This is a genomic window from Streptomyces sp. NPDC002845 (assembly GCF_053591955.1).
On the sequence record NZ_JBSFUU010000031.1, the window covers coordinates 92,016 to 111,922 of the forward strand.

At 66.9% G+C, this 19,907-nt stretch carries 12 protein-coding genes and 2 pseudogenes; 9 read left to right on the plus strand and 5 right to left on the minus strand.

All coding sequences use genetic code 11. The features are described from left to right. The first annotated feature begins 125 nt into the window (after window positions 1-125). The 7 genes and pseudogenes from ACWD3C_RS23410 to ACWD3C_RS23440 all read left to right on the plus strand — a co-directional run bounded on the left by ACWD3C_RS23410 (window position 126) and on the right by ACWD3C_RS23440 (window position 12,796). The gene (locus tag ACWD3C_RS23410) at window positions 126-677 is read left to right on the plus strand and encodes a peptidoglycan-binding domain-containing protein (protein WP_451146876.1); all 552 of its coding nucleotides are present in this window, start codon (window positions 126-128) and stop codon (window positions 675-677) included. A gap of 454 nt (window positions 678-1,131) precedes the next feature. Beyond that, entirely contained in the window at window positions 1,132-2,178 is a 1,047-nt protein-coding gene (locus tag ACWD3C_RS23415; RefSeq protein WP_451146878.1) for a peptidoglycan-binding domain-containing protein, read from the plus strand. A 398-nt stretch (window positions 2,179-2,576) separates the two neighbouring features. Continuing rightward, window positions 2,577-8,897, plus strand: a pseudogene (locus tag ACWD3C_RS23420) (DNRLRE domain-containing protein). Window positions 8,898-9,965: 1,068 nt separating this feature from the next. Beyond that, window positions 9,966-10,364 (plus strand): DUF3105 domain-containing protein, encoded by a 399-nt coding sequence (locus tag ACWD3C_RS23425; RefSeq protein ID WP_451146880.1) that lies wholly within the window; start codon window positions 9,966-9,968, stop codon window positions 10,362-10,364. Between the two features lie 29 nt (window positions 10,365-10,393). Further along, window positions 10,394-10,870, plus strand: coding sequence for a PH domain-containing protein (locus ACWD3C_RS23430; protein ID WP_451146882.1), 477 nt, complete (start codon window positions 10,394-10,396; stop codon window positions 10,868-10,870). An 18-nt stretch (window positions 10,871-10,888) separates the two neighbouring features. Beyond that, entirely contained in the window at window positions 10,889-11,392 is a 504-nt protein-coding gene (locus ACWD3C_RS23435) for a hypothetical protein (protein ID WP_451146884.1), read from the plus strand. Window positions 11,393-12,223: 831 nt separating this feature from the next. Beyond that, entirely contained in the window at window positions 12,224-12,796 is a 573-nt protein-coding gene (locus tag ACWD3C_RS23440) for a hypothetical protein (protein WP_451146886.1), read from the plus strand. A 150-nt stretch (window positions 12,797-12,946) separates the two neighbouring features. Here the strand turns inward: ACWD3C_RS23440 and ACWD3C_RS23445 are convergent, their stop codons facing one another. Continuing rightward, window positions 12,947-13,795, minus strand: coding sequence for an intradiol ring-cleavage dioxygenase (locus ACWD3C_RS23445; RefSeq protein WP_451146888.1), 849 nt, complete (start codon window positions 13,793-13,795; stop codon window positions 12,947-12,949). Window positions 13,796-13,975: 180 nt separating this feature from the next. On the opposite strand from ACWD3C_RS23445, the gene ACWD3C_RS23450 reads away from it, so the two are divergent. Next, the gene (locus ACWD3C_RS23450; protein WP_451146890.1) at window positions 13,976-14,338 is read left to right on the plus strand and encodes a type II toxin-antitoxin system VapB family antitoxin; all 363 of its coding nucleotides are present in this window, start codon (window positions 13,976-13,978) and stop codon (window positions 14,336-14,338) included. Between the two features lie 15 nt (window positions 14,339-14,353). Here the strand turns inward: ACWD3C_RS23450 and ACWD3C_RS23455 are convergent, their stop codons facing one another. Both ACWD3C_RS23455 and ACWD3C_RS23460 read right to left on the minus strand, forming a co-directional pair. Beyond that, complete coding sequence (locus ACWD3C_RS23455; protein ID WP_451146892.1) at window positions 14,354-14,605, minus strand: DUF397 domain-containing protein; 252 nt, start codon at window positions 14,603-14,605, stop codon at window positions 14,354-14,356. Next, window positions 14,602-15,447 (minus strand): helix-turn-helix domain-containing protein, encoded by an 846-nt coding sequence (locus tag ACWD3C_RS23460; protein ID WP_451146894.1) that lies wholly within the window; start codon window positions 15,445-15,447, stop codon window positions 14,602-14,604. Before ACWD3C_RS23460 ends, ACWD3C_RS23455 begins: the two co-directional genes overlap by 4 nt. Before the next feature lie 141 nt (window positions 15,448-15,588). On the opposite strand from ACWD3C_RS23460, the pseudogene ACWD3C_RS23465 reads away from it, so the two are divergent. Then, a pseudogene (locus tag ACWD3C_RS23465) lies at window positions 15,589-16,023 on the plus strand (ATP-binding protein); the annotation flags it as partial. A gap of 253 nt (window positions 16,024-16,276) precedes the next feature. Here the strand turns inward: ACWD3C_RS23465 and ACWD3C_RS23470 are convergent. After that, complete coding sequence (locus ACWD3C_RS23470; protein ID WP_451146896.1) at window positions 16,277-18,532, minus strand: MMPL family transporter; 2,256 nt, start codon at window positions 18,530-18,532, stop codon at window positions 16,277-16,279. Between the two features lie 244 nt (window positions 18,533-18,776). Beyond that, window positions 18,777-19,379 (minus strand): TetR/AcrR family transcriptional regulator, encoded by a 603-nt coding sequence (locus ACWD3C_RS23475; RefSeq protein ID WP_451146898.1) that lies wholly within the window; start codon window positions 19,377-19,379, stop codon window positions 18,777-18,779. Window positions 19,380-19,907 lie beyond the last annotated feature (528 nt).

Below are 19,907 nucleotides of genomic sequence, written 5' to 3' on the forward strand. Positions count from 1 at the left end.
GTCTCGGGACGAGGTCACTTCCGCGGCAGTTGTGGCCGAAGATCGCGCCGAACCCGCAGTCTCGTTGCGGAGCCGGCCGGTGCGGTCGGCTCCGGCAAACGCACGCCAATGGGGAAAGGAACACAATGAACTTCGGTACGACCCGGACCCGCCTCGCAGCCGCCGTCACCGCCGCCGTCGCGACGGGCGCGCTGGCCGTGAGCGCCTCGCCCGCCGCGGCCACCTCCTCCCAGGGGTACTTCACCGGTTACGGCACCACGTGGACGGACGACTGGAGCAACGAGGGAACCCTGTCGACCGGCAGCTACAAGTACTCCAACGCCACCTGCCTGTGGCAGAAGATTCTCTGGGCCGAGGGCGCGACGGAGTCCAACGGCACCGACTACGACTACGCGGACATCGACGGCGTCTTCGGCCCCAACACCAAGTACGCCACCAAGAAGCTGCAGAGTCGCTGGGGCCTGGACGACGACGGACTGGTCGGCCCCCTGACGCTCGGCAGGGCGGACAACAAGCTGCGGTACAGCTCGGGCAGCGCATCCTCCGGGACGCTCACCCTCCGGTATGACGGCGCGCGCTACGACTTCACCGTGAAGCGCTTCGACAACAACCGGTACGGGTTCATCCAGGACGGTGGCACGCGTATCGCGGGCTACAACTACCGCACCTGCAACTGACCACACGTCCTCCCGGGGGCCGTCGGCCGGCAACTGGGCGAACGACGCCGAAGCCATCGAGATCTGGGGCGACCCCGACGACGGCAGCCCGGTGATCCGGACGGAACCACCTGGCTACTAGGGCGTGTTTCGAAAGTCCCGTCTGGCTCGCGGCGTCTGGCACGGCACGTCGCCGCGTTGTCGGGATCGCCCGCGTACGCCCAGTACGCGGGCGACCCTCCGCCTTGCGACACACCGCACCAGACGCCGCGAGCCCCGCCCTCCGGGCGGACGACGTTACTTTCGAACACGCCCCAGTCCCGTCCTTCGCCACAAAGCTGGGCCCTGGCAGCGATCCTTGCCATCGCGATGACCCGTCAGGGGCCGCAGGCGGCACTCGATGAACGACAAGCACTCCAAGCCCTGGTCGGCCCACTCGGCTCGGCGTGCCACAACAAAAGCAATAGGGGGAATCATGTCTCTTCGCAGCCGACTCACGCGCCGCGCGCAGGTCACTCTCATAGGCGTCGCCGCCGGAGGTGTCGCGGCCGCAATCGCCGTCGTACCGTCGCAAGCCAACAGCGACTCCTTGGAGCTGGCGACGGTCGCCGCCCAGAACGTCACCCAGGTCAGCGAGCTGTCGACCACGGCCACGCTCTCGCCCGACACGATGATCAACCGGGCCCGTACCTGGCTCACGGCCAACAACGGAGCCCCGGTCCCCTACAGCATGGAGCGCACTTGGAAGGACGGCTACCGCCAGGACTGCTCCGGCTATGTCTCCATGGCGCTCGGGCTGGGAAAGCCCGGCCTGAACACCGTCGGGCTGGCCGACTCACGAAACGGCGTCACCACACGGCTCAGCAGCATGAGTCAGCTCAAGAAGGGCGACCTGCTGATCGACTACAGCACCACTGACGGCGATTTCCGTCACGTAGTGATCTTCGAGAAGTGGGCCAACGCATCGCACAGCGCCTACTGGGCGTACGAACAGCGCGGTACGTACGGCACGACCCACCGGCAGCTCAAGTACGGGATCGGCAGTGACAACTACGACCCCTTCCGCCCGGTCAAGCTGGGTGATGGCGGTGGCGGCGGGCAGCTCCCGTCCCCGAGTGTCTCCTGGCCGATCCTCCAGAGCGGTTCCAAGGGTGCGGACGTGCGGTCCGCCCAGCGGCTGCTGACCGCGCGAGGTCACACGGCCGAGGCCGACGGCATCTTCGGCCCGAAGACCCGCTCCGCGGTGATCCAGTTCCAGAAGTCCCGGTCCCTGGCCGCTGACGGCGTCATCGGCCCGAACACTTGGTCCAAGCTGATCAAGACGGTGCAGAACGGCTCGTCCGGCCAGGCGGTGAAGGCAGCGCAGACACAGCTGAACGTCTACGGCTACGGCCTCGCGGTCGACGGCAAGTTCGGCCCGAAGACGAAGTCGGCGGCAGTCGCCTTCCAGAAGAAGCACCACTTGCAGGTCGACGGCGTCATCGGCCCGCAGACCTGGCGCACCCTGCTCGGCACCCGCTGACGCGAGCGGTCCCGGCGGCCGGCCGACGGCTCCTTCCCACTGCGCCCGCAGCGGGAAGGAGCCGCCCCTGCACGGGCCCGGATCCGTGAGCAGGGTGAGGCGGCTCGTGGGCGGGGGGAGCCGGGCGGCCAGTCCCCCAGAGGGTCTTTCCCGTGGTACGCAGCGCTCAGCACTTGGGATGGCACATTGCTTGGGTAAATCCCTTTACTGCAAACCGAACTGAATAACACTCATCGAAAGAAGACGCCCAGGTAATCAATTTTTTGTGACTGAAATCACATTGCAAACAGGTCGATGAATTGCCCATCATGCACACTTCTCTACCTCTATTTGATCTTTTCTCTCTGGATATCTTCCGGCTCACCTGATCTTGGCGATCGGGAGATATGGAGTCCAGAATGAGCAGATCATTGCTCCCCTCAGGGGGCGGGATCGGGGACGTCCCGAGTGCGAGACGTCGCGATCGCACAGCCTTCTTCCTCAAACGCCGCTTGAAGTTGACAGCCGGTGCTGTGGCCCTGCTGCTGGCCGGCGAGGCCGCGATAACCGTGGCGACGTCGGGGCAGGCGGTGGCGTTGCCGTCGCGGACGACGACTGCCGAGTCGCCACCTGCGCTCGGTCCTGCTGAGGCTGAGGATGAGGCGTCGGCGATGTTGATGGCCCGGCTGCAGGACCGGCGGATCGAGATCCTGAGCGCGCGCACGGAGGATTCGACCAGCTGGGCGAATCCGGACGGGACGGTGACCACGGAGGCGTTCGCCGGGCCGGTCCGGGTACGCCAGAACGGGGCGTGGAAGGACATCGACACGTCGTTGTCCGACACGGGCCCTGCCCTGCAACCGCGTGCCGCGATCGCCGATGTCCGGGTCTCGGACGGCGGCGGTACCGCGCTGGCGTCGGTGGCCAAGGGCGGCAAGTCCTTCTCCTTGGGATGGCAGGACAAGCTGCCGACACCGAAGGTGAAGGACAACACCGCGTCCTACAGCCTGGGCGACGGCCAGACCCTGACAGTGACGGCCCTGGCGCAGGGCTTCTCCCAGAATGTGGTGCTGGATCAGGCTCCGGACGGGCCGGTGGAGTACCGGATCCCGGTGAAGCTGGACGGGCTGACGCTGTCGGTGGCGGACTCCGGGCGTCTGCTGCTGAAGGACTCCGGTGGGACGCTGGTGGCGGAGGCTCCGGCGCCGATGATGTGGGACTCCTCCAAGGGCGACGCGTCGGGTGAGTCGGAGCATCAGGCGCGGGTCGACACGGTGGTGGAGACCGCTGCCGACGGCAGTCAGACGCTCGTCCTGGCCCCGGACGCGGAGTACTTCGAGCAGGACCTGACCTATCCGGTGACGGTGGACCCGACCACCACGCTGGCGGTGACCACGGACACGTGGGTGCAGACGCCGGACTACCTCGACTCGCAGATCTCCTCGACGGAGCTGAAGTCGGGCACGTACGACGGGGGGTCGACGAAGGCGCGTTCGTATCTGAAGTTCAACATCTCGGCGCTCAAGGGCAAGCACATCACCGACACGAACTTTGCGCTGTACTCGTACTGGTCGTCGTCGTGCTCGACGTCCGGATCGGGCACGGTGGTGCGGCGGGTGACCGAGGACTGGTCGTCGTCGACGATCACGTGGGGCACCAAGCCGGTGGCCACCAACACGGGCCAGGTGGTCAGCACCGCGGCCAAGGGATTCTCCTCCGCCTGCCCGGCGGGCACGATGAACTTCGACATCGACGCCATCGTCCAGGCCTGGGCGGACGGCACCGCCAACCACGGGCTGCTGATCCGCGGGCTGGACGAGACCGACAGTCTCACCTGGCGGCGCTTCCGGTCGGCGAACTACGCCACGGCCGGGTACGCGCCCAAGCTGACCGTCACGTACAACTCGTACCCGAGCACGCCGGGTTCGGTGGCGATCTCGCCGTCGCAGGTGAACGCGTACAACGGCAGGCGGTTCGTGACCTCGCCGACGCCGGTACTGTCGGCGAAGGTGACCGACCCGGACGGATCGAACACCAAGGCCCAGTTCGAGATCACCCCGGACCCGGCGTACGCGGACACCACCTACACGCACACCGGTACCACCTCGGCGGTGGCGTCGGGCTCGACGGCGAAGCTCACCATCGGCGAGGCCAGTGCGCTGCCGAGCGGCAGCACCAAGCACCTGCGCTACCGGGCGCGGGCGCACGACGGCACCGACTACGGGGCATGGACCGGCTACACCACGTTCGTGATGAACACCGGCAAGCCGAACGCCCCGGCCGTCTCCTGCGACACGTACGCCGAGAACGGCTGGACGGCCAAGGCGGCGAGCGCGGTGTCCTGCACGCTGGACACCAACTCCCTGGACGGTGCGGGCCACCACTGGGGGCTGGACGACCCGGGCGTGCCCAAGCGCGCCCTGGACACCACCAACGGCTCCGGCGGTGACCCACAGACCATCAGCATCAACCCCGCCGACGGCTGGCACACCCTGTACGCCAAGACCATCGACTCCGGCGGCAACCTGTCCGCCACCACGACCGAGTACAAGTTCGGTGTCGGCGCCGACGGAGCCGCGATCCTCACCCCGCAGGACGGCGACCGCCCAGCACGCAGGGTGGCCCTGGCGGCCACCGGCCAGACCAGCTACACCGGCGTGACCTACCAGTACCGGCGCGGCGAGACCGACACCTGGCAGAACGTACCCCTGGCCGACGTCACCAAGAACTCCGACGGTTCCGCTGTGGCTTCCTGGCCGCTGGCCGCTCCCAACGGTGCTCCGCCGACGCTGGTGTGGAACATCACCAACAGCTTCGCCGAGGACGGCCCCATCGACATCCGGGCCGCGTTCACCGACGGCACGACCACCGGCTACTCCCAGCCGGTGACCGTCACCGTCGACCGTGACGCGGGCACCGCACCGTCCGAGGGGGGTCGGTCCGGGCAGCGTGAACACCCTGACCGGTGACTACACCCTCTCCGCCGGCGACGCCTCCGCGTTCGACATGAGCGTGACGCGCACGGCCTCGTCCCGCCGCCCGGACGCGGGAGCCAAGCAGGAGGGCCAGGCGCCGATCTTCGGCCCGCAGTGGACTGCCGGCACGATCGCGGAGATCACCGAGTCCGCCTGGTCGTACGTCAAGAAGACCTCGGACACCTCCGTGGTCCTGGTCGACGTGGACGGCGAGGAGATCGGCTTCACCGCGACCAGCGGCGGCGGCTGGAAGGCCGAGCCCGGCGCGGACGACTTCGAACTGACCGGGTCGCTGACTGGATCGTTCACGGTCACCGATGTCCACGAGGGCATCAAGACCACGTTCGCCAAGGCCGACCCGGCCGTGACCACGTGAGCGTGTCGTCGACCTACCTGCTGACCAGCAACTCCACCACCAAGGTGATCTCCCAGACCACCACCGTGGACGGCAAAACCGTGGCGCGTCCGAAGTGGGTCATCGCCCCGACCTCGGTGGTGTCCGCCTCGGCCTGTGAGACGACTCCGTCGACCAAGGGCTGCCGGGTGCTGGAGTACGTCTACGCGGCCTCCACCACGGCGACCTCGACGTCGTTCAGTGACCACGTCGGCCGGGTCAAGGAGATCCGCCTGTGGTCCACGGCTCCGGGGGCGAGCAGTTCCACCGCGGTGCCCATCGCCGCCTACGCCTACGACGACTCCGGCCGTCTGCGCGAGGTCTGGGACCCGCGTATCTCCCCGGCGCTGAAGACCACCTACACCTACGACTCGGCAGGCCGCGTCACCGAACTGACCCCGCCGGGCGAGCTGGCGTGGGCCTTCACCTACGGCACGGCCGGAAACGCGGCCACCGCGGGTGCGGGCATGCTGCTCAAGGCGTCCCGCCCGACGCTGACTCCGGGCTCGGCCACCCAGACCAACGGCACCGCGTCCACCTCGGTCGTCTACGACGTACCGCTGACCGGCACCAAGGCCCCCTACCCCATGGGGCAGTCGGACGTGGCCACGTGGGCGCAGACCGACGTCCCCACGGACGCCACCGCGGTGTTCCCCTCGGACGCCGTTCCGGCCTCCCACGACGGGGCCGACCTGGCTGCCGGAGACTACGCCCGGGCCTCGGTCACCTACACCAACGCCTCCGGACGCGAGGTCAACTCCGCCACACCGGGCGGGCACATCTCCATGACGGAGTACGACCGGTTCGGCAACACCGTCCGTGAGCTGAGCGCGGGCAACCGGAAGCTGGCCCTGGCCACCTCCGGCACCGGCCTGGAGCGGCTGACCCGGCTGGGCCTCGACGCCCAGTCCACCGCCGACCGAGCCCGGCAGCTGTCCACCCTCTCGGTGTACAACACCGACGGGCACCGCCTGCTGGAGGAGTTCGGGCCGCTGCACCTGGCCACCCTCACCCAGGACGTGGCCGCTGCCGGAGAGGCCCAGGCACTGCCCGCGGGCAGTGAGGTCCCGGTGCGCTCGCACACGGTCAACTCCTACGACGAGGGCCGCCCGGTCGACGCCCCGGTCCACGACAAGGTCACAACGGTCAAGTCCAGCGCCTACCTGGAGGGATACCCGGCCGACGCGGACGTGCGTACCACGAAGACCGAGTACGACTGGACCAAGGGCCTGCCGACCAAGACCATCCAGGACCCGGCAGGACTGGCCATCACGTCCACCACGGACTACGACGCCCAGGGCCGGGTGATCAAGACCACCCAGCCCAAGTCCACCGGCACGGACGCCGGAGCACGCGTGACGACCTACTGGTCGGCCACCGGCACCGGCACCTGCGCGGGACGCCCGGAGTGGGCCGACCTGGTCTGCTCCGTCGGACCGGCCGGCGCCATCACCGGCGGCGGCTCCAACCCGACCGAGCTGCCCACCGCGGTCACCGAGTACGACCGCTTCGGCGGCGCCGCCAAGACCATCGAAACCGCGAACGGAGTCACCCGCACCACCACCATCACCACCGACGCGGCCGGACGTCCGACCACGACGGCCATCACCGGCGGCGTGGGCACCGCCGTGGCGGACACCACCACCGTCTACGACGAGACCACCGGCAAGGTCGCCACCGTCACCGCGGGCACCAACACGATCGCCTACGGCTACGACAAGCTCGGCCGCCAGATCTCCTACAGCGACGGCGCCGGCAACACCACGACCACGGAGTACGACGCCCTCAACCGGCCGATCAAGGTCACCGACTCGGCGCCATCCACGACCACCTACACCTACGACACCACCACCGAACCCCGCGGCCTGGCCACGTCCATGACGGACTCGGTCGCCGGAACCTTCACCGCCACCTACGACGCCGACGGCTCGGTCACCAAGGAGACCCTGCCCGGCGACCTCACCCTCACCGTCGACGAGGACGAAACCGGCGCCCCGCTCCAGCGGACCTACACCCGCGACAGCGACGGCACCGTCCTGCTCGCCGACACCGTCGCCGAATCCGTGCACGGCCAGGTCGTCACCCACGCCGGAACCACCGGCGCCACCATCGCCCAGGAGTACATTTACGACACCACCGGCCGGCTCACCCGCGTCGACGAAACCGCCGACGACATCTGCACCCGCCGCGCCTACACCTTCGACAAGAACACCAACCGCACAGCCCTGGCCACCTCCACCGCAGCGCCCGGCCAGGCCTGCACGTCCACCGGCGCCACGACCACGTCATACGCCTACGACAGCGCCGACCGGCTGATCGCCACCGGCACCGTCTACGACGCCTTCGGCCGCACCACCGCACAGGCCGACGGAACGGCCATCGGCTACCACGCCAACGACCTGGTGCGGCGCCAGACCGCCGACGGCAAGCGCACCACCTGGGACCTCGACCCGGCGGGCCGCCTGGCCTCCTGGACCACCGAGACCCAGCAGACCGACGGCACCTGGACCCTGACCGCCGCCAGGACCAGCCACTACGGCGCCGACGGCGACAGCCCCGACTGGACCCTGGAAAACAGCACCACCCGCACCATCACCCGCAACGTCCAGTCCCTCGCCGGCGACCTCGCCGCCATCACCAGCGAAACCGGCGACACCGTCCTGCAACTGACCAACATCCACGGCGACGTGGCCGTCCAACACCCCCTGGACACCACCAAGCCCACGACCGTCCTCGACTACGACGAGTACGGCAACCCCCGCCAGGGCACCACCCCCGCCCGCTACGGCTGGCTCGGCGGCAAACAACGCCCCACCTCGCCCACCACGTCACTCGTCCTCATGGGCGTCCGGCTCTACGACCCCAGAACCGGCCGCTTCCTGTCGATGGACCCCATCCACGGCGGCAACGCCAACGCCTATGAGTACGTGCACGGCGACCCCATCAACAAGTACGACCTCGACGGCAGACACTGGGTCTCCAGGACGTGGAACCGAATCCAGAACAAGGCAACGCGAATCGGCAGAAACCCGAACTGGCGATCGGTCTATTGGTCGACCAAGATGGTTGTCAGTGCAGCCGGCGTTGTCGTGCCCATCGCGAAGGTAAAATACCTCCGATATGCAGGTCGGGCTGCCTTCAATCCAAGAATGGCCTGGCGTGGAATAAGGTCCACTGGGCGAAAATGCTTCTCGGGCTGGGCCGGTGCCGCCTATTGCGCGGGTGCACCTTGGGGCGTGCAGACGGTGATGAGCGACTACCGCAACTGGAGGAGCAACCTTGCCTTCCGAAATGACTGGCGAAACTCGCTGACGAACTCCGGCAGGCGAAGCGCGTGTAGGAGATACACGGGTTACAGCAGTTGCTGGTAGCTGGGCGAGGTGCGGTGGGGCTCGACCTTTCGGGTGAGCCCCACCGGCATCATCGGCACAGCGGTAGCCGACCTTGAGGCGGTCAGGCCGCATGAAACCTAGTGAATGCAAGCGAGACGCAAGTGAGGTGGAGCGGTGAGCAAAGAGCGGAAGGTTACCGAGCGGTCAGCGTACCTACTGCTGGCGGCTGCTGTGTGGGGCTGGGCTGCCGCAAGCAGTGGTAGTCCGATGTACGTTCGAGTTCCAGCCATCCTGTTCGGGGTCTTCTGGTCCGCACTGCTGATCAGGGATCTAATCAAGCGACGGAGACGCTCCTCCAGGGGCGATTGACATCAACACCACCTGGCACCAGTCAGCCACATCGCACCCTACTGACGGATGTGATGCGGCCGGGCCAAGTACTGAACAGGACTCATGATTTGCAATCCGCTTCGAACTCCTGGGGTGAGTTGGGGCGAGGCACCGTAGTCAACGACTGCAGGAACTGGAACAACAATCGAAAATTCCGAAACGCATGGAATGACTCGCTGACCAATTCAGGTCGGCGTTCTGTCTGCAGGAGATACACGGGCAGAAATAGTTGCCGATAGCCCTCCGGCCGGTAGGGGAGCAAGCTCGATCCCCTACCGGCTCTAGGTGAATGTCTCTATACGGGAGTTTATGTGGGCAAGTATAAGATTTCCCCTCTTCTCTTCTTTCTTCCTTTCTTGCTGGCGAGCGGAGTCAGGAATGTTCAAGAGGGTGGCTGGTCTACGCTGTGGGGCGCATGCGAGATCGCATTGGGCGTTGCCGTAACGTTCTACACGGCTAAAGGAATTAGAGACATCAGGAAGGAGAGAGGCAAGCAGAGCTGAGGTCCTCCGGCAGCCGATTCCTGCGCGAAATCGGCAGGTAGGGAGGGGACCGCCTATCTGGGTTCCCAGCGAGGTCTACCGATACCGCAATCCCTGCTACCCCGCACGGCGCTGCGAGGCGTGATCGACAGGCTGTAGACGCCCGACCCCTTCCCGGCCGAGGAGTTCGGGAAGGGGACCGGCGCTTCATCGAAGCCGAGAAGGAGGACCACACATGCACTACGACGAAGCAGCAGGCCACCGCGACATGCAATTGTTCATCGCCGAGCTGACGCTGAGCCGGAACCCTGTCTCCACTTCCGTCGACTATGCGATGGCCCCTCCCGCCGGGGGCGACCACGCTCCGTCCTGGGCCGACTGCAACGGAGAGGTATACAGCGAGGAGATACAGAACGAGAACGCGGTCCACTCGCTGGAGCACGGCGCGGTATGGGGCACCTACAACGACACGGCCAGCCAGGCTGGCATCAAGGCCCTGGCCGACCGAGTCTCCAAGACGCCGCACACCTTCATGAGCCCGTACAAGAAGCAGTCGTCACCAATCACCCTGACCGCCTGGGGCCATGAGCTGTCGGGCCTTAATGCGGGCAGTGCGGTCGCCGTTCCGTGGTGATCATGAGCCCGCCTCGACTGGAGACCGAGATGAAAAGTCAGCAGAAATTCCGAAACCCGACATATCCGATCGCCGGAATCCTCGCCATCGCTATCTGTGCATTCTCCGCCTTTATTATCTTGGGCGGCGCAACCGAGTATGGATTCAAGGGAAATGACGCCTTCGGTTTGGGCCTGTGCGCTTTGGGAACCGTTGCGGGATTTCGGGCATATTTTTGGTCGCAGATCATCGTCGACTCGAACGGCTTGATTGTGCGCAATCCAGTACGCACTCATAGAGTAACGTGGAGAGAGGTTCAGGAAATACGCGCAGCAGACCGAGTGATCCTCGTACTCTCCGGCGGGAGAGAAATTCGTTGCTGGGCAGTGCAGAGAGCAAACATTGCCCGATTCACTGGAAGCAGGAGCATCGTCGACAAGGTGGCAGCCCAGCTTGAGGAGATGCGGCTGCGAGCCGGTTCAAGTCGCGTCCTCCACGCCTGCTCCTCACCTCCACGGTGCTGGTGACTGGGGGAGGTAGCTGTGGTGACGAGCGGGCGACGAGGTTTCGCAGGATCTCTGGACCGGCGGCTGCTGTTCCTCGTGTCTCTCGCCGTGGCTCGTGGCGACCGGAGTGAGGCCGAGACCGAGACGGCTGCGGGTGTTCGTTCCATCGATGCCGTACTGACCGACCGTCCTGGAGGCATCCGCAGGAAACAGGAAAACAAGAACTGGTCCCCCGCTCTGCACCTGATTGGGATGTTCTCGTTCGGCTGGTTCCTGCTGACCGCCGCACTCGGAGTCTCGATCGTGCTGCTCGTACCGGTTACCTCGTCACCATGGGTCCGGGTATCGGCAGCCCTGCTGCCAGCCGTGCCCAGCGCGCTGTTCGTTTCCCGGCAGATCTGCCACGCCATCGTGCGTCGCGCTCTACGTAACGGAACAGCGAGCGGGGGCCTCCTCCGATGCCTGGCGTTCTGGTACGGGGATGCCATGGCCGCCCTTCTCACACTGGTGAGCTGGGTGGGCTGGGCCGCACTCCTGCGCTGAACAGAAGCGGGATACCAGGGCTGCTGTGAGCCGTCGCATCTCGCGCTGGCGTCGATAGCGCAAATGGCTCCGGGGGGCTCGAAATTGAGCCCCCCGGAGCCCACCGCAAGAACAGGGGCGGCATGAAATCTTTCGGAATCTCACTCGTCGCGTTCGGTATCACCCTTGGGGTAGCATTGGGTTTCTTTGACACCAGAGTATCGAAGGAATACGGTCACCCGAGGACCGCACGCAGATTTGCGGCGGGGTACGTGCTCTGCGCCGTCTTGATTGTCGCAGGACTGCTGGTTGTCGGGCCGTAATGCGGGCAGTGCGGTCGCCGTTCGGTGGTGATCATGAGTATTTCTACCCGCCGTGAAGCGGCAAAGCGCTGGTCTGCCCGCCATCCAGTCGCAGTAGGGATGTTCAAACGCCAACGCGTATGAGTACGTCCACGGCGGCCTCGTGAACAAGTACAGTCAGGACTGCGATGCGCAACTACAAGGTGACGCCTCTTCTCTTCTTCGTCCCGTTTATGTTCACGAGCGGGGTGGATGGACTTCGGGAGGAAGGCTGGCCAGCCATCCGGGGTGCGTGCGAGATCACTCTGGGCATCGGGAATTCGATATACGCAGCTAAGGAGATCAGGGACGGGCGGAGAAGGCGCCGAGCAGCTGAGCAGCGGTCGCAGGACCCGTGATCCGATGATCCAGCAGCTTGGGGAGCCGGTGGCTACTGAGCCGAGCGACGTTTCGGGAATCGCGCAAGGTACAGTCGACGAGACCTTCGGATCAGTGTCGGATTCGGCACTAGTAGAGCGCGTCTCTCGCACGAGAAGTCCGGAGGCAGCGTATGAAAACCTCTGATGTATTGATCGGCCTGATACTGGTGCCCGTCGGCGGTGGCCTCGCTCTGTTGCTCGGCGGAGGGTTGCCGAGCCAAGCCGTTCTCGCCCTGTTCGTGGGTGTTCATGGGCGCGACGGGCGCATGCGTCGGAAGTCGTATGCGGCGGAGAAGGAGAGGCTGGAGGCAGCGCATGAAGGAACCACGAACCTACTACAGTCGCTCAAACATGTTCAGCGGGATCCGGATAATGGGATTTGTGTGGTTTCTTCATGTGATGGAGATCGCCAACCCGGACCCGCGAGATTCGGCTGGATTCCTTCTCTCGGCCGGCTCTACGACCGCCATCTGGGTTCCCAGCCGGGTACGCCGATGCTGAGGTTCTTTGAGAAGGCCTCTGACGTTCTCCGGGGTGCCATGTACGTGGGAGCACTTGTCGTGACTCCGTGGTTTGCGGTAAGCGCCCTCCGGAAAGGTGATGTGGTCTTCGCTAGTGTGAACGCTATATCGTTCACACTTGTGTTGATCCTCGTTGCACAGCGAGTTCGGCAGTACAAAGAAAAAAGAGAGGGCAAGCCGTGATCTGCTGACGGTTCTTCCCGACTCACCGTAGGACCGTTGGGCGGGCGCGGCCGGTGCCTGGTGCACGGCGACTGCCGCGCCACCGGGGGCGGTGACGCGGCAGTCGGGGGGCAGTAGCGCTCTGAACGGAGCGGAGCGGAGCGCCGGTGGCTACACCGGGACGGTGAGGGTGGCCGTGTAGCCCTGGTCGGCGTCGCCCTCCATGGCGGCGAGCTGCTGGTCGTAGCCGTCGCTGAAGATGTTGTCCGTCTCCAGGGACAGCTCGCTCAGGTTCCGCACACTGCTGTCGTAGCCGTCGGTCGCGTACACGGCGTCGCAGGCGTCCTTGGGGAACGCGAGCTGCGAGGTGGCCACGATCGCCTGGCCGGACGTGGCGTCGTCCAGGCTGCCGTACACCTCGAAGTGGATGTGCGGCCAGCGGCCCACGTAGCAGCCGGGGAAGATCGACGTGAAGGTGACCTGGCCCTTGTCGTCCGTCTCCTGGACTCCGCGCAGGAAGTTCTCGTCGGTGACGCCCTCGGAGTACATCGAGTAGTTGCCGTCCCGGTCGCAGTGCCACAGGTACACCGCGGCACCCTGCTTCGGCGTCTCGCACCCCGAGGCCGTGTCGACGACGGTCAGGGTCACCGTCAGCGCGACCCCCTCGGCGGTCCCGCTCGCCGAACCGAAGCTGGAACGGATGTCGCTGCGGACGACCCCGCTCTCGGTGAGCACGTTCGGCCCGTTCGACCCGTCACCGGGGTACGGCCCGGCCGTCTCCCCGGGTATGGTCTCGCACGTCGCGTCGGAGGCCGCGGAGTCCGAGGCCGCGGAGGAGGACGACGCGGACGTGGTCTCCGACGCCCCGGCGGACTCCGAGTCGTCCGCCGAGCACCCCACCAGCGGCACGAGGCTCGCCCCGGCCATCAGCCGGATCATGCGGCGCCGGGCGAGGGTGGGGAGGTCGTACGAGAGTCCTCTGTCGTGCTCGTGGACCTCGTCGTGGCGTTTTTCGCTCATGGTGTGGGTACTTTCCGTGGGTTCCCGTCAGTGCGCGAGATGCTATGGGCGGTACCTGTGCGATTCCCATGGGCAAGTCATGAGCTTCCCCAGCGCGGAGGTCGCCGGGTCGGGACGCCACGCTGTACAGCTTGAAATACTGGCAGGCATCCGTATATCGAACCCCGCTCGGGAGGCCGCATGTCCAGGACCCTGGTCGACATCGACGACGACATGCTGGCCTTCGCCCAGCGGCAGCTCGGCACCACGACGAAGCGGGACACCATCAACCGCGCCCTGACGATGGCTGCGGCGATCAGCGCGGACGACCGGGCTCGGGCACTGCGCTGGCTCCAGGAAAACGCCGACACGTTCCTCGACTTCGAGGTTCTTGAGGAACTGGAGCGGTCCGTGTCCGACAACCAGATCGACAACGACGACGAAGTTCCCGCCGAGGCGCGCAGGCAGGGCGCCGAGGCACGGCTGCGCTACCTGGAAGCGGCCCAGGAGTGGGATGAGGACGGCTTCCGGCGACGCCACACGGCGGAGAAGGGCTTCACCTGACGTGTAAGGAACCGGTCAGGCTCCGGAGGCGTACGGCACGAAGGCGTTCCACGCGGTGGGGGTGAGCGTGAGGCAGGGGCCCTTGGTGTTCTTGGAGTCGCGGATGTGGATGGTGGTGGGGGTGGGGGCGACTTCGACGCAGTCGCCGGGTTCCGGATTGCTGCTGTAACTGCTCTTGAACCAGTCCAGCGCGACCTCGACGCAGTCGTTGATGTCGTCGGTGTCGCTGTAGCTGCTCTTGAACCAGTGGAGTTGTGCGGTGCTCATAGTTTCCCCAGCGCTTGCTCGATGAAGGCCAGCGACTCCCTCGGCGGGAGAGCCTGAGCCCGGATCATGCCATAGCGCAGCTCAAGGATCTGGAGATCCTTGGGGTTCTCGACCGGGCGGCCGTTGAACTCACCGGCACAACGTCCGATCGCCGTGCCGTCAGCGAATTTCAGCACCTGGATCCGGCCTGACGATCCGGCGTGCTCCTCCAGGTCGGTAGGCATGACCTGGAGTGTGACGTTTCTCAACTGCGCTACCTCCAACATGTTTTCCAGTTGTCGGCGCAACACCATCTTGCCTCCGATGGGGCGTTCGAGCGTCACCTGTTCCTGGACGAAACTGAGGGTTGGAGCGGGCTCCCGCTCGAAGATTGACTTCCGGGCCATTCGCCCGGCTGCTCCCCGCTCCACCGTTTCCGGGCTGTGCGGGGGCTGCCTCATCCCGAACAGCGCGTGCATGTACTCCGGCGTCTGCAACAACCCATGGATGTTGTGACTGCTGTAGAACAGCAGCTCCACCGCCCGCCCCTCCAAGTCCGTCAGCTTCCGCACCTTCTTGGGGTACCGAGCCTGCTCCATGTCCTTCTTGAACGCCTTGAGATGCCCCTGCGCCCTCAGGACGTCGTCCGCCCTGTCCAGGAACTCCGGTCGGGGAATCCGCTGCCCCCGCTCCAACTTGCGGATCATGTCCTCCCCGTAGCCCATGACCTCCCCGAAGTCGGCCGCCCGCATCCCCGCCGCCTCCCGGCACACTTTCAGCAGCCGCCCCACCGCCTGCACCAGCGGCTCGATCTCGTCCCCCGGCTCGACGTCCCAACCCGCTTCGTCCACACCGTCGTTCACGGTCACCCACCTCCAACGCGCACTCGTACCCGTAACAACCCCCGAGACAGCCGGGACAGCACGAGACAACGGCGAGACAGTTCCTCTACGCCCCGGCATTACCGCAGCTCAAGGCAAACACGCTCCGCCACTCTGGGTGACATGAACCGCGAGATGACTGCCCCTGAAAACGAACACACCTCCCCCATCCGCAACTTCAGCGTGCTGCTGTCCGCCACTCCCCTCGGCGCACGTCTGGCCCGCCTCCTCGCCACGGAACAACTCCGCAGCTGGGGGCTCCCGTTGGACCCGGCGCAGCTGATCGTCGCCGAGTTCGCCACCAACGCCGCGACCCATGGCCGCGTCCCGGGCCGGAGCTTCCGCCTGACCTTCTACGTCGTCGCCGACACCCTCCGCATCGAGGTCACGGACACCCGCGCCGAACGCCTTCCCCACCGCACACCTACGGCCCCGGACGCCGACTCCGGTCGTGGCCTGCTCCTCGTGGAGGCGCTGGCCGACCGATGGGGTGTGGAGCAGGGGCCGTATCCGCGCAAGACGGCCTGGGCGGAGCTGAAGGTGTGGACGGATGAGCCCGTGCGCCGGGCCTTCCGGTCCGCGGGCGCGGGCGCGGGCGCGGGCGCGGGCGACAGGGGTCGTACCGACATCTCCGAGCGCTGGGAAGAGCGCGAGATCAACCGGATCATCGACGAGCGCACGGCGAATCCGGCAGGGGGCGTCCCGATCGAGGACGTCATGAGGGAGACACTGGAGCGCAAAGAAGAAGGCCGGTGAGGGCGCCCCGTCCCCGCGGAGCCCTCACCGGCCGGCCTGTGTCAGAGCGGGTGCGTCAGGTGCGTACCAGCTCCTTGTCCTCGTCGGAGTCGTCGGCCGTGTTCTTCGGCGCGGGAGCCTCCTCCGTGCGCAGGCCCTCGCCCTCCACGTCCACGTTGGGCAGGGCGCGGTCCAGCCACTTCGGCAGCCACCAGGCCTTCTTTCCCAGCAGGGCGAGTACCGCCGGGACGATGGCCATGCGGACGACGAAGGCGTCGAGGAAGACGGCGATCGCGAGACCGAAGCCGATCATCTTCACCATCGACTCGCTCGATGTGATGAAGCCGGCGAAGACCGCCATCATGATGAGCGCCGCGGCCGTGACCACCCGGGCGCCGTACTTGAAGCCGGTCACGACGGCCTGGCTCGGGCTCTCCCCGTGGACGTACGCCTCGCGCATGCGGGTCACGAGGAAGACCTCGTAGTCCATCGCCAGGCCGAAGACGACACCCACCATGAAGATCGGCATCATCGACATGATCGGGCCGGTCTCCTCGACACCCAGCAGGCCGGACAGCCAGCCCCACTGGAAGACCGCGACGACGGTGCCCAGCGCGGCGAGGACGCTCAGCAGGAAGCCGAGGGCCGCCTTCAGGGGGACCAGGATCGAGCGGAAGACCAGGATCAGGAGGAGGAAGGCCAGGCCGACGACGAGACCCAGGTACGGGATCAGCGCGTCGTTCATCTTCTGGGAGAAGTCGATGTTCATGGCCGTGGTGCCGGTGACCAGCACCTCCGCGTCCGTGTCGGCCTTGATGTCCGCTCCGGTGTCACGGATGGCGTGGACCAGGTCCTCGGTCTGCGTGGAGGAGGGCTTGGAGTCCGGGATGACGGTGATGATGAAGGTGTCGCCGGCCTCGTTGGGTGCAGCCGGGGTGATCGTCGCGACGTCCTTCAGGCCCTTGATCTTGTCGGCCACCGCGGTGGCGGCCGCCTGCGGGTCGTCGCTGGCCGCGGCGTCGACCGCGAGCATCAGCGGGCCGTTGAAGCCGGGGCCGAAGCCTTCCGACAGGATGTCGTAGGCGCGGCGCTGCGTGGTGGACGTGGGCTGCGTGCCGTCGTCGGGCAGGCCCAGTTCCAGCGAGGTGGCCGGGAGCGCGACGGCGCCCAGGCCGAGGACGCCGAGGAGCAGGACGGCGACGGGACGGCGGACGACGAAGCTCGCCCAGCGGGTGCCCATGTTGGGCTTGGCGTCGCCCTGCTCCTGTGTCTGTGCCTTCTGTGTCTGTGCCTTGCGGCGGCCGAACAGCTTACTCTTCTCGCCCGCCGGCTGGACCTTCCTGCCCGCGTAGCCGAGCAGCGCCGGGATCATGGTCAGTGCGATCAGGACGGCGACGACGACCGTGCCCGCCGCCGCGACGCCCATCTTGGTCAGCATCGGGACGCCGACGACCGAGAGGCCTGCGAGGGCGATCACGACCGTCAGGCCCGCGAAGACCACCGCGGAGCCCGCCGTGCCGGTGGCCCGTCCGGCCGCCTCCTCGCGCTCACGGCCCTCGGCCAGCTCGGACCGGTACCGGGAGACGATGAACAGCGCGTAGTCGATGCCGACCGCGAGGCCGAGCATCACCGCCAGGGTGGACGTGGTCGAGCCCAGCTCCAGAGCGCTGGCGAGGGCGGTGATGACGGAGACGCCGATGCCCACGCCGATGATCGCCGTCAGCAACGGCAGCCCGGCCGCTACCAGCGAGCCCAGGGTGATGACGAGGACGATCGCGGCGATGGCGATGCCGATGACCTCGCCGATGCCGGCCTCCGCGGTCGTCTGGAGCGCGTCGCCGCCGACCTCGACCGTCAGCCCGGCGTCCCGCGCGTCCTGCGCGGCCTCGTCCAGGGCGTCGCGCGAGGACTCCTCCAGCTCCGGGCCGGCGACCTCGTACCGTACCTGCGCGTAGGCGACCGTCCCGTCCTGGGAGACGGCGTTCGTCTGGTACGGGTCGGTGACGGAGGTGACTTCGGAGCCATTGCCGAGCTCTTCGACGGTGTCCGCGACGACCGCCTTGTTGCTCGCGTCCGTCATCTTCTGCCCGTCGGGGGCCTTGAAGACGACCCGGGCGGTGCCGCCGTCGGCGCTCGAACCGGGGAAGCGCTCCTCCAGCAGGTCGAAGGCCTTCTGCGCCTCGGTGCCGGGGATGGAGAACGAGGTGGTGCCCGCGGGGGGCGCGGAGGCGGCGCCGACGCCCGCGAGCGTCAGCAGCGCCACCCAGATCAGGGCGACGAAGTGCCGTCGCCGGAAGGCGAGTCGGCCGAGTTTGTAGAGGAATGTGGCCACGGGGGCGTACTCCCGTTCAGGTCGTGGATGAACATGCGGGCAGGAAGGATCAGCCCGTGCGGGCACAGGGGACGCAGGGGTGACCGGCCCGACGACGATGGGGGCGCCCCCGGCGCGAGCGGAGTCGAGCGCTGGGGGAGGTCGCGTCAGATGCTGGGTACTGCCGACTGCGGGGATGTGCCGGAGGATTACCGGCGGATTTTCCGGAGGACTCTCCGGAGAACTTGCGGATTCTCCGGAGGATTTACGGGGTGGTTGGCACGCCGAGGGCGGGGAGGACCACGGCGTCGAGGTACGAGGTGAGGAAGGCCTGCGTCGGCGGCAGTTCGTCGAGCAGCGTCCGGGCGACGAAGGCGCCGATCATCATGTGCAGCACGTAACCGACCGCCGGGTTGTCCGCACGGACTTCCCCTCGGGCGATGGCGCGGTCCATCACGCGGCGGAACTCCTCCATCTCCGGTTCGATGAGGAGTTCCCGGAACGCCTGCAGGAGGTCCGGGTTCTCGTGCACCGCCATGGACAGGCCCCGCATCAGCGCGGAGTTCTGTTCCATGGCGCAGTCGTCCTCGCGCAGCACGAGGGCGTGCATGTCGCCCCGCAGGGAGCCCGTGTCGACGTCGGCGATGCCGCCCGGCTTGCTGAACCGCATCGCCTTCGCCACCAGCTCGGGCTTGCCGCCCCACTGGCGGTAGAGCGTGGCCTTGCTGGAGTGGGTACGGGACGCTACCGCGTCCATCGTCAGGGCGTCGTACCCCACCTCCCGGAGCAGGTCGAGCACGGCCCCGTACAACTCGGCCTCACGCTCGGGCGTGATCCGACTGCGGCGCACCGTCGCGGTCTCAGCCATCCCACACGTCACCCTCTCCGGCTCCACGTTCGGGTCCAGACTACTGGCCTGTTTGCTCCACGCCGGGAACCCGAACGAAACGGTTTCGTACGACTACGAACATACCCCAGGAGTCAACGAAACGAAACCGTTTCGTACGTGTCCTGCATCACGCGATCGCTCTCGCTCCGGGGGCCGGTGGGTGCCGGTGGGGGAGTGGGTGGTGGGTGGTGTGGGTTGTCGGCGGGCTGCGGGTTGCGTGTGGCTGGTCGCGCCCACGCGGCGGAGCCGCATATCGATACAGCCCCGCACCCCTGAAGGGGCGCGGCTCCAACCCGGAGCAGCACCGATGAGCCCGCGCCAAGCCCCTCCAGCTCCGCGCTCAGCCTTCTCAGCCCAGGCAAGTCCCCTCCAGCTCCACGCTCAGCCTTCTCAGCCCAGGCCAGGCCCCCTCCAGCCTGTCCGGCGCTTGAGGACGAGGCCGTTCAGGCCGACCCACCACCCACCGGCCCGCACCAAACCAAACCCCCCCCCACAACCCCCCCCCCC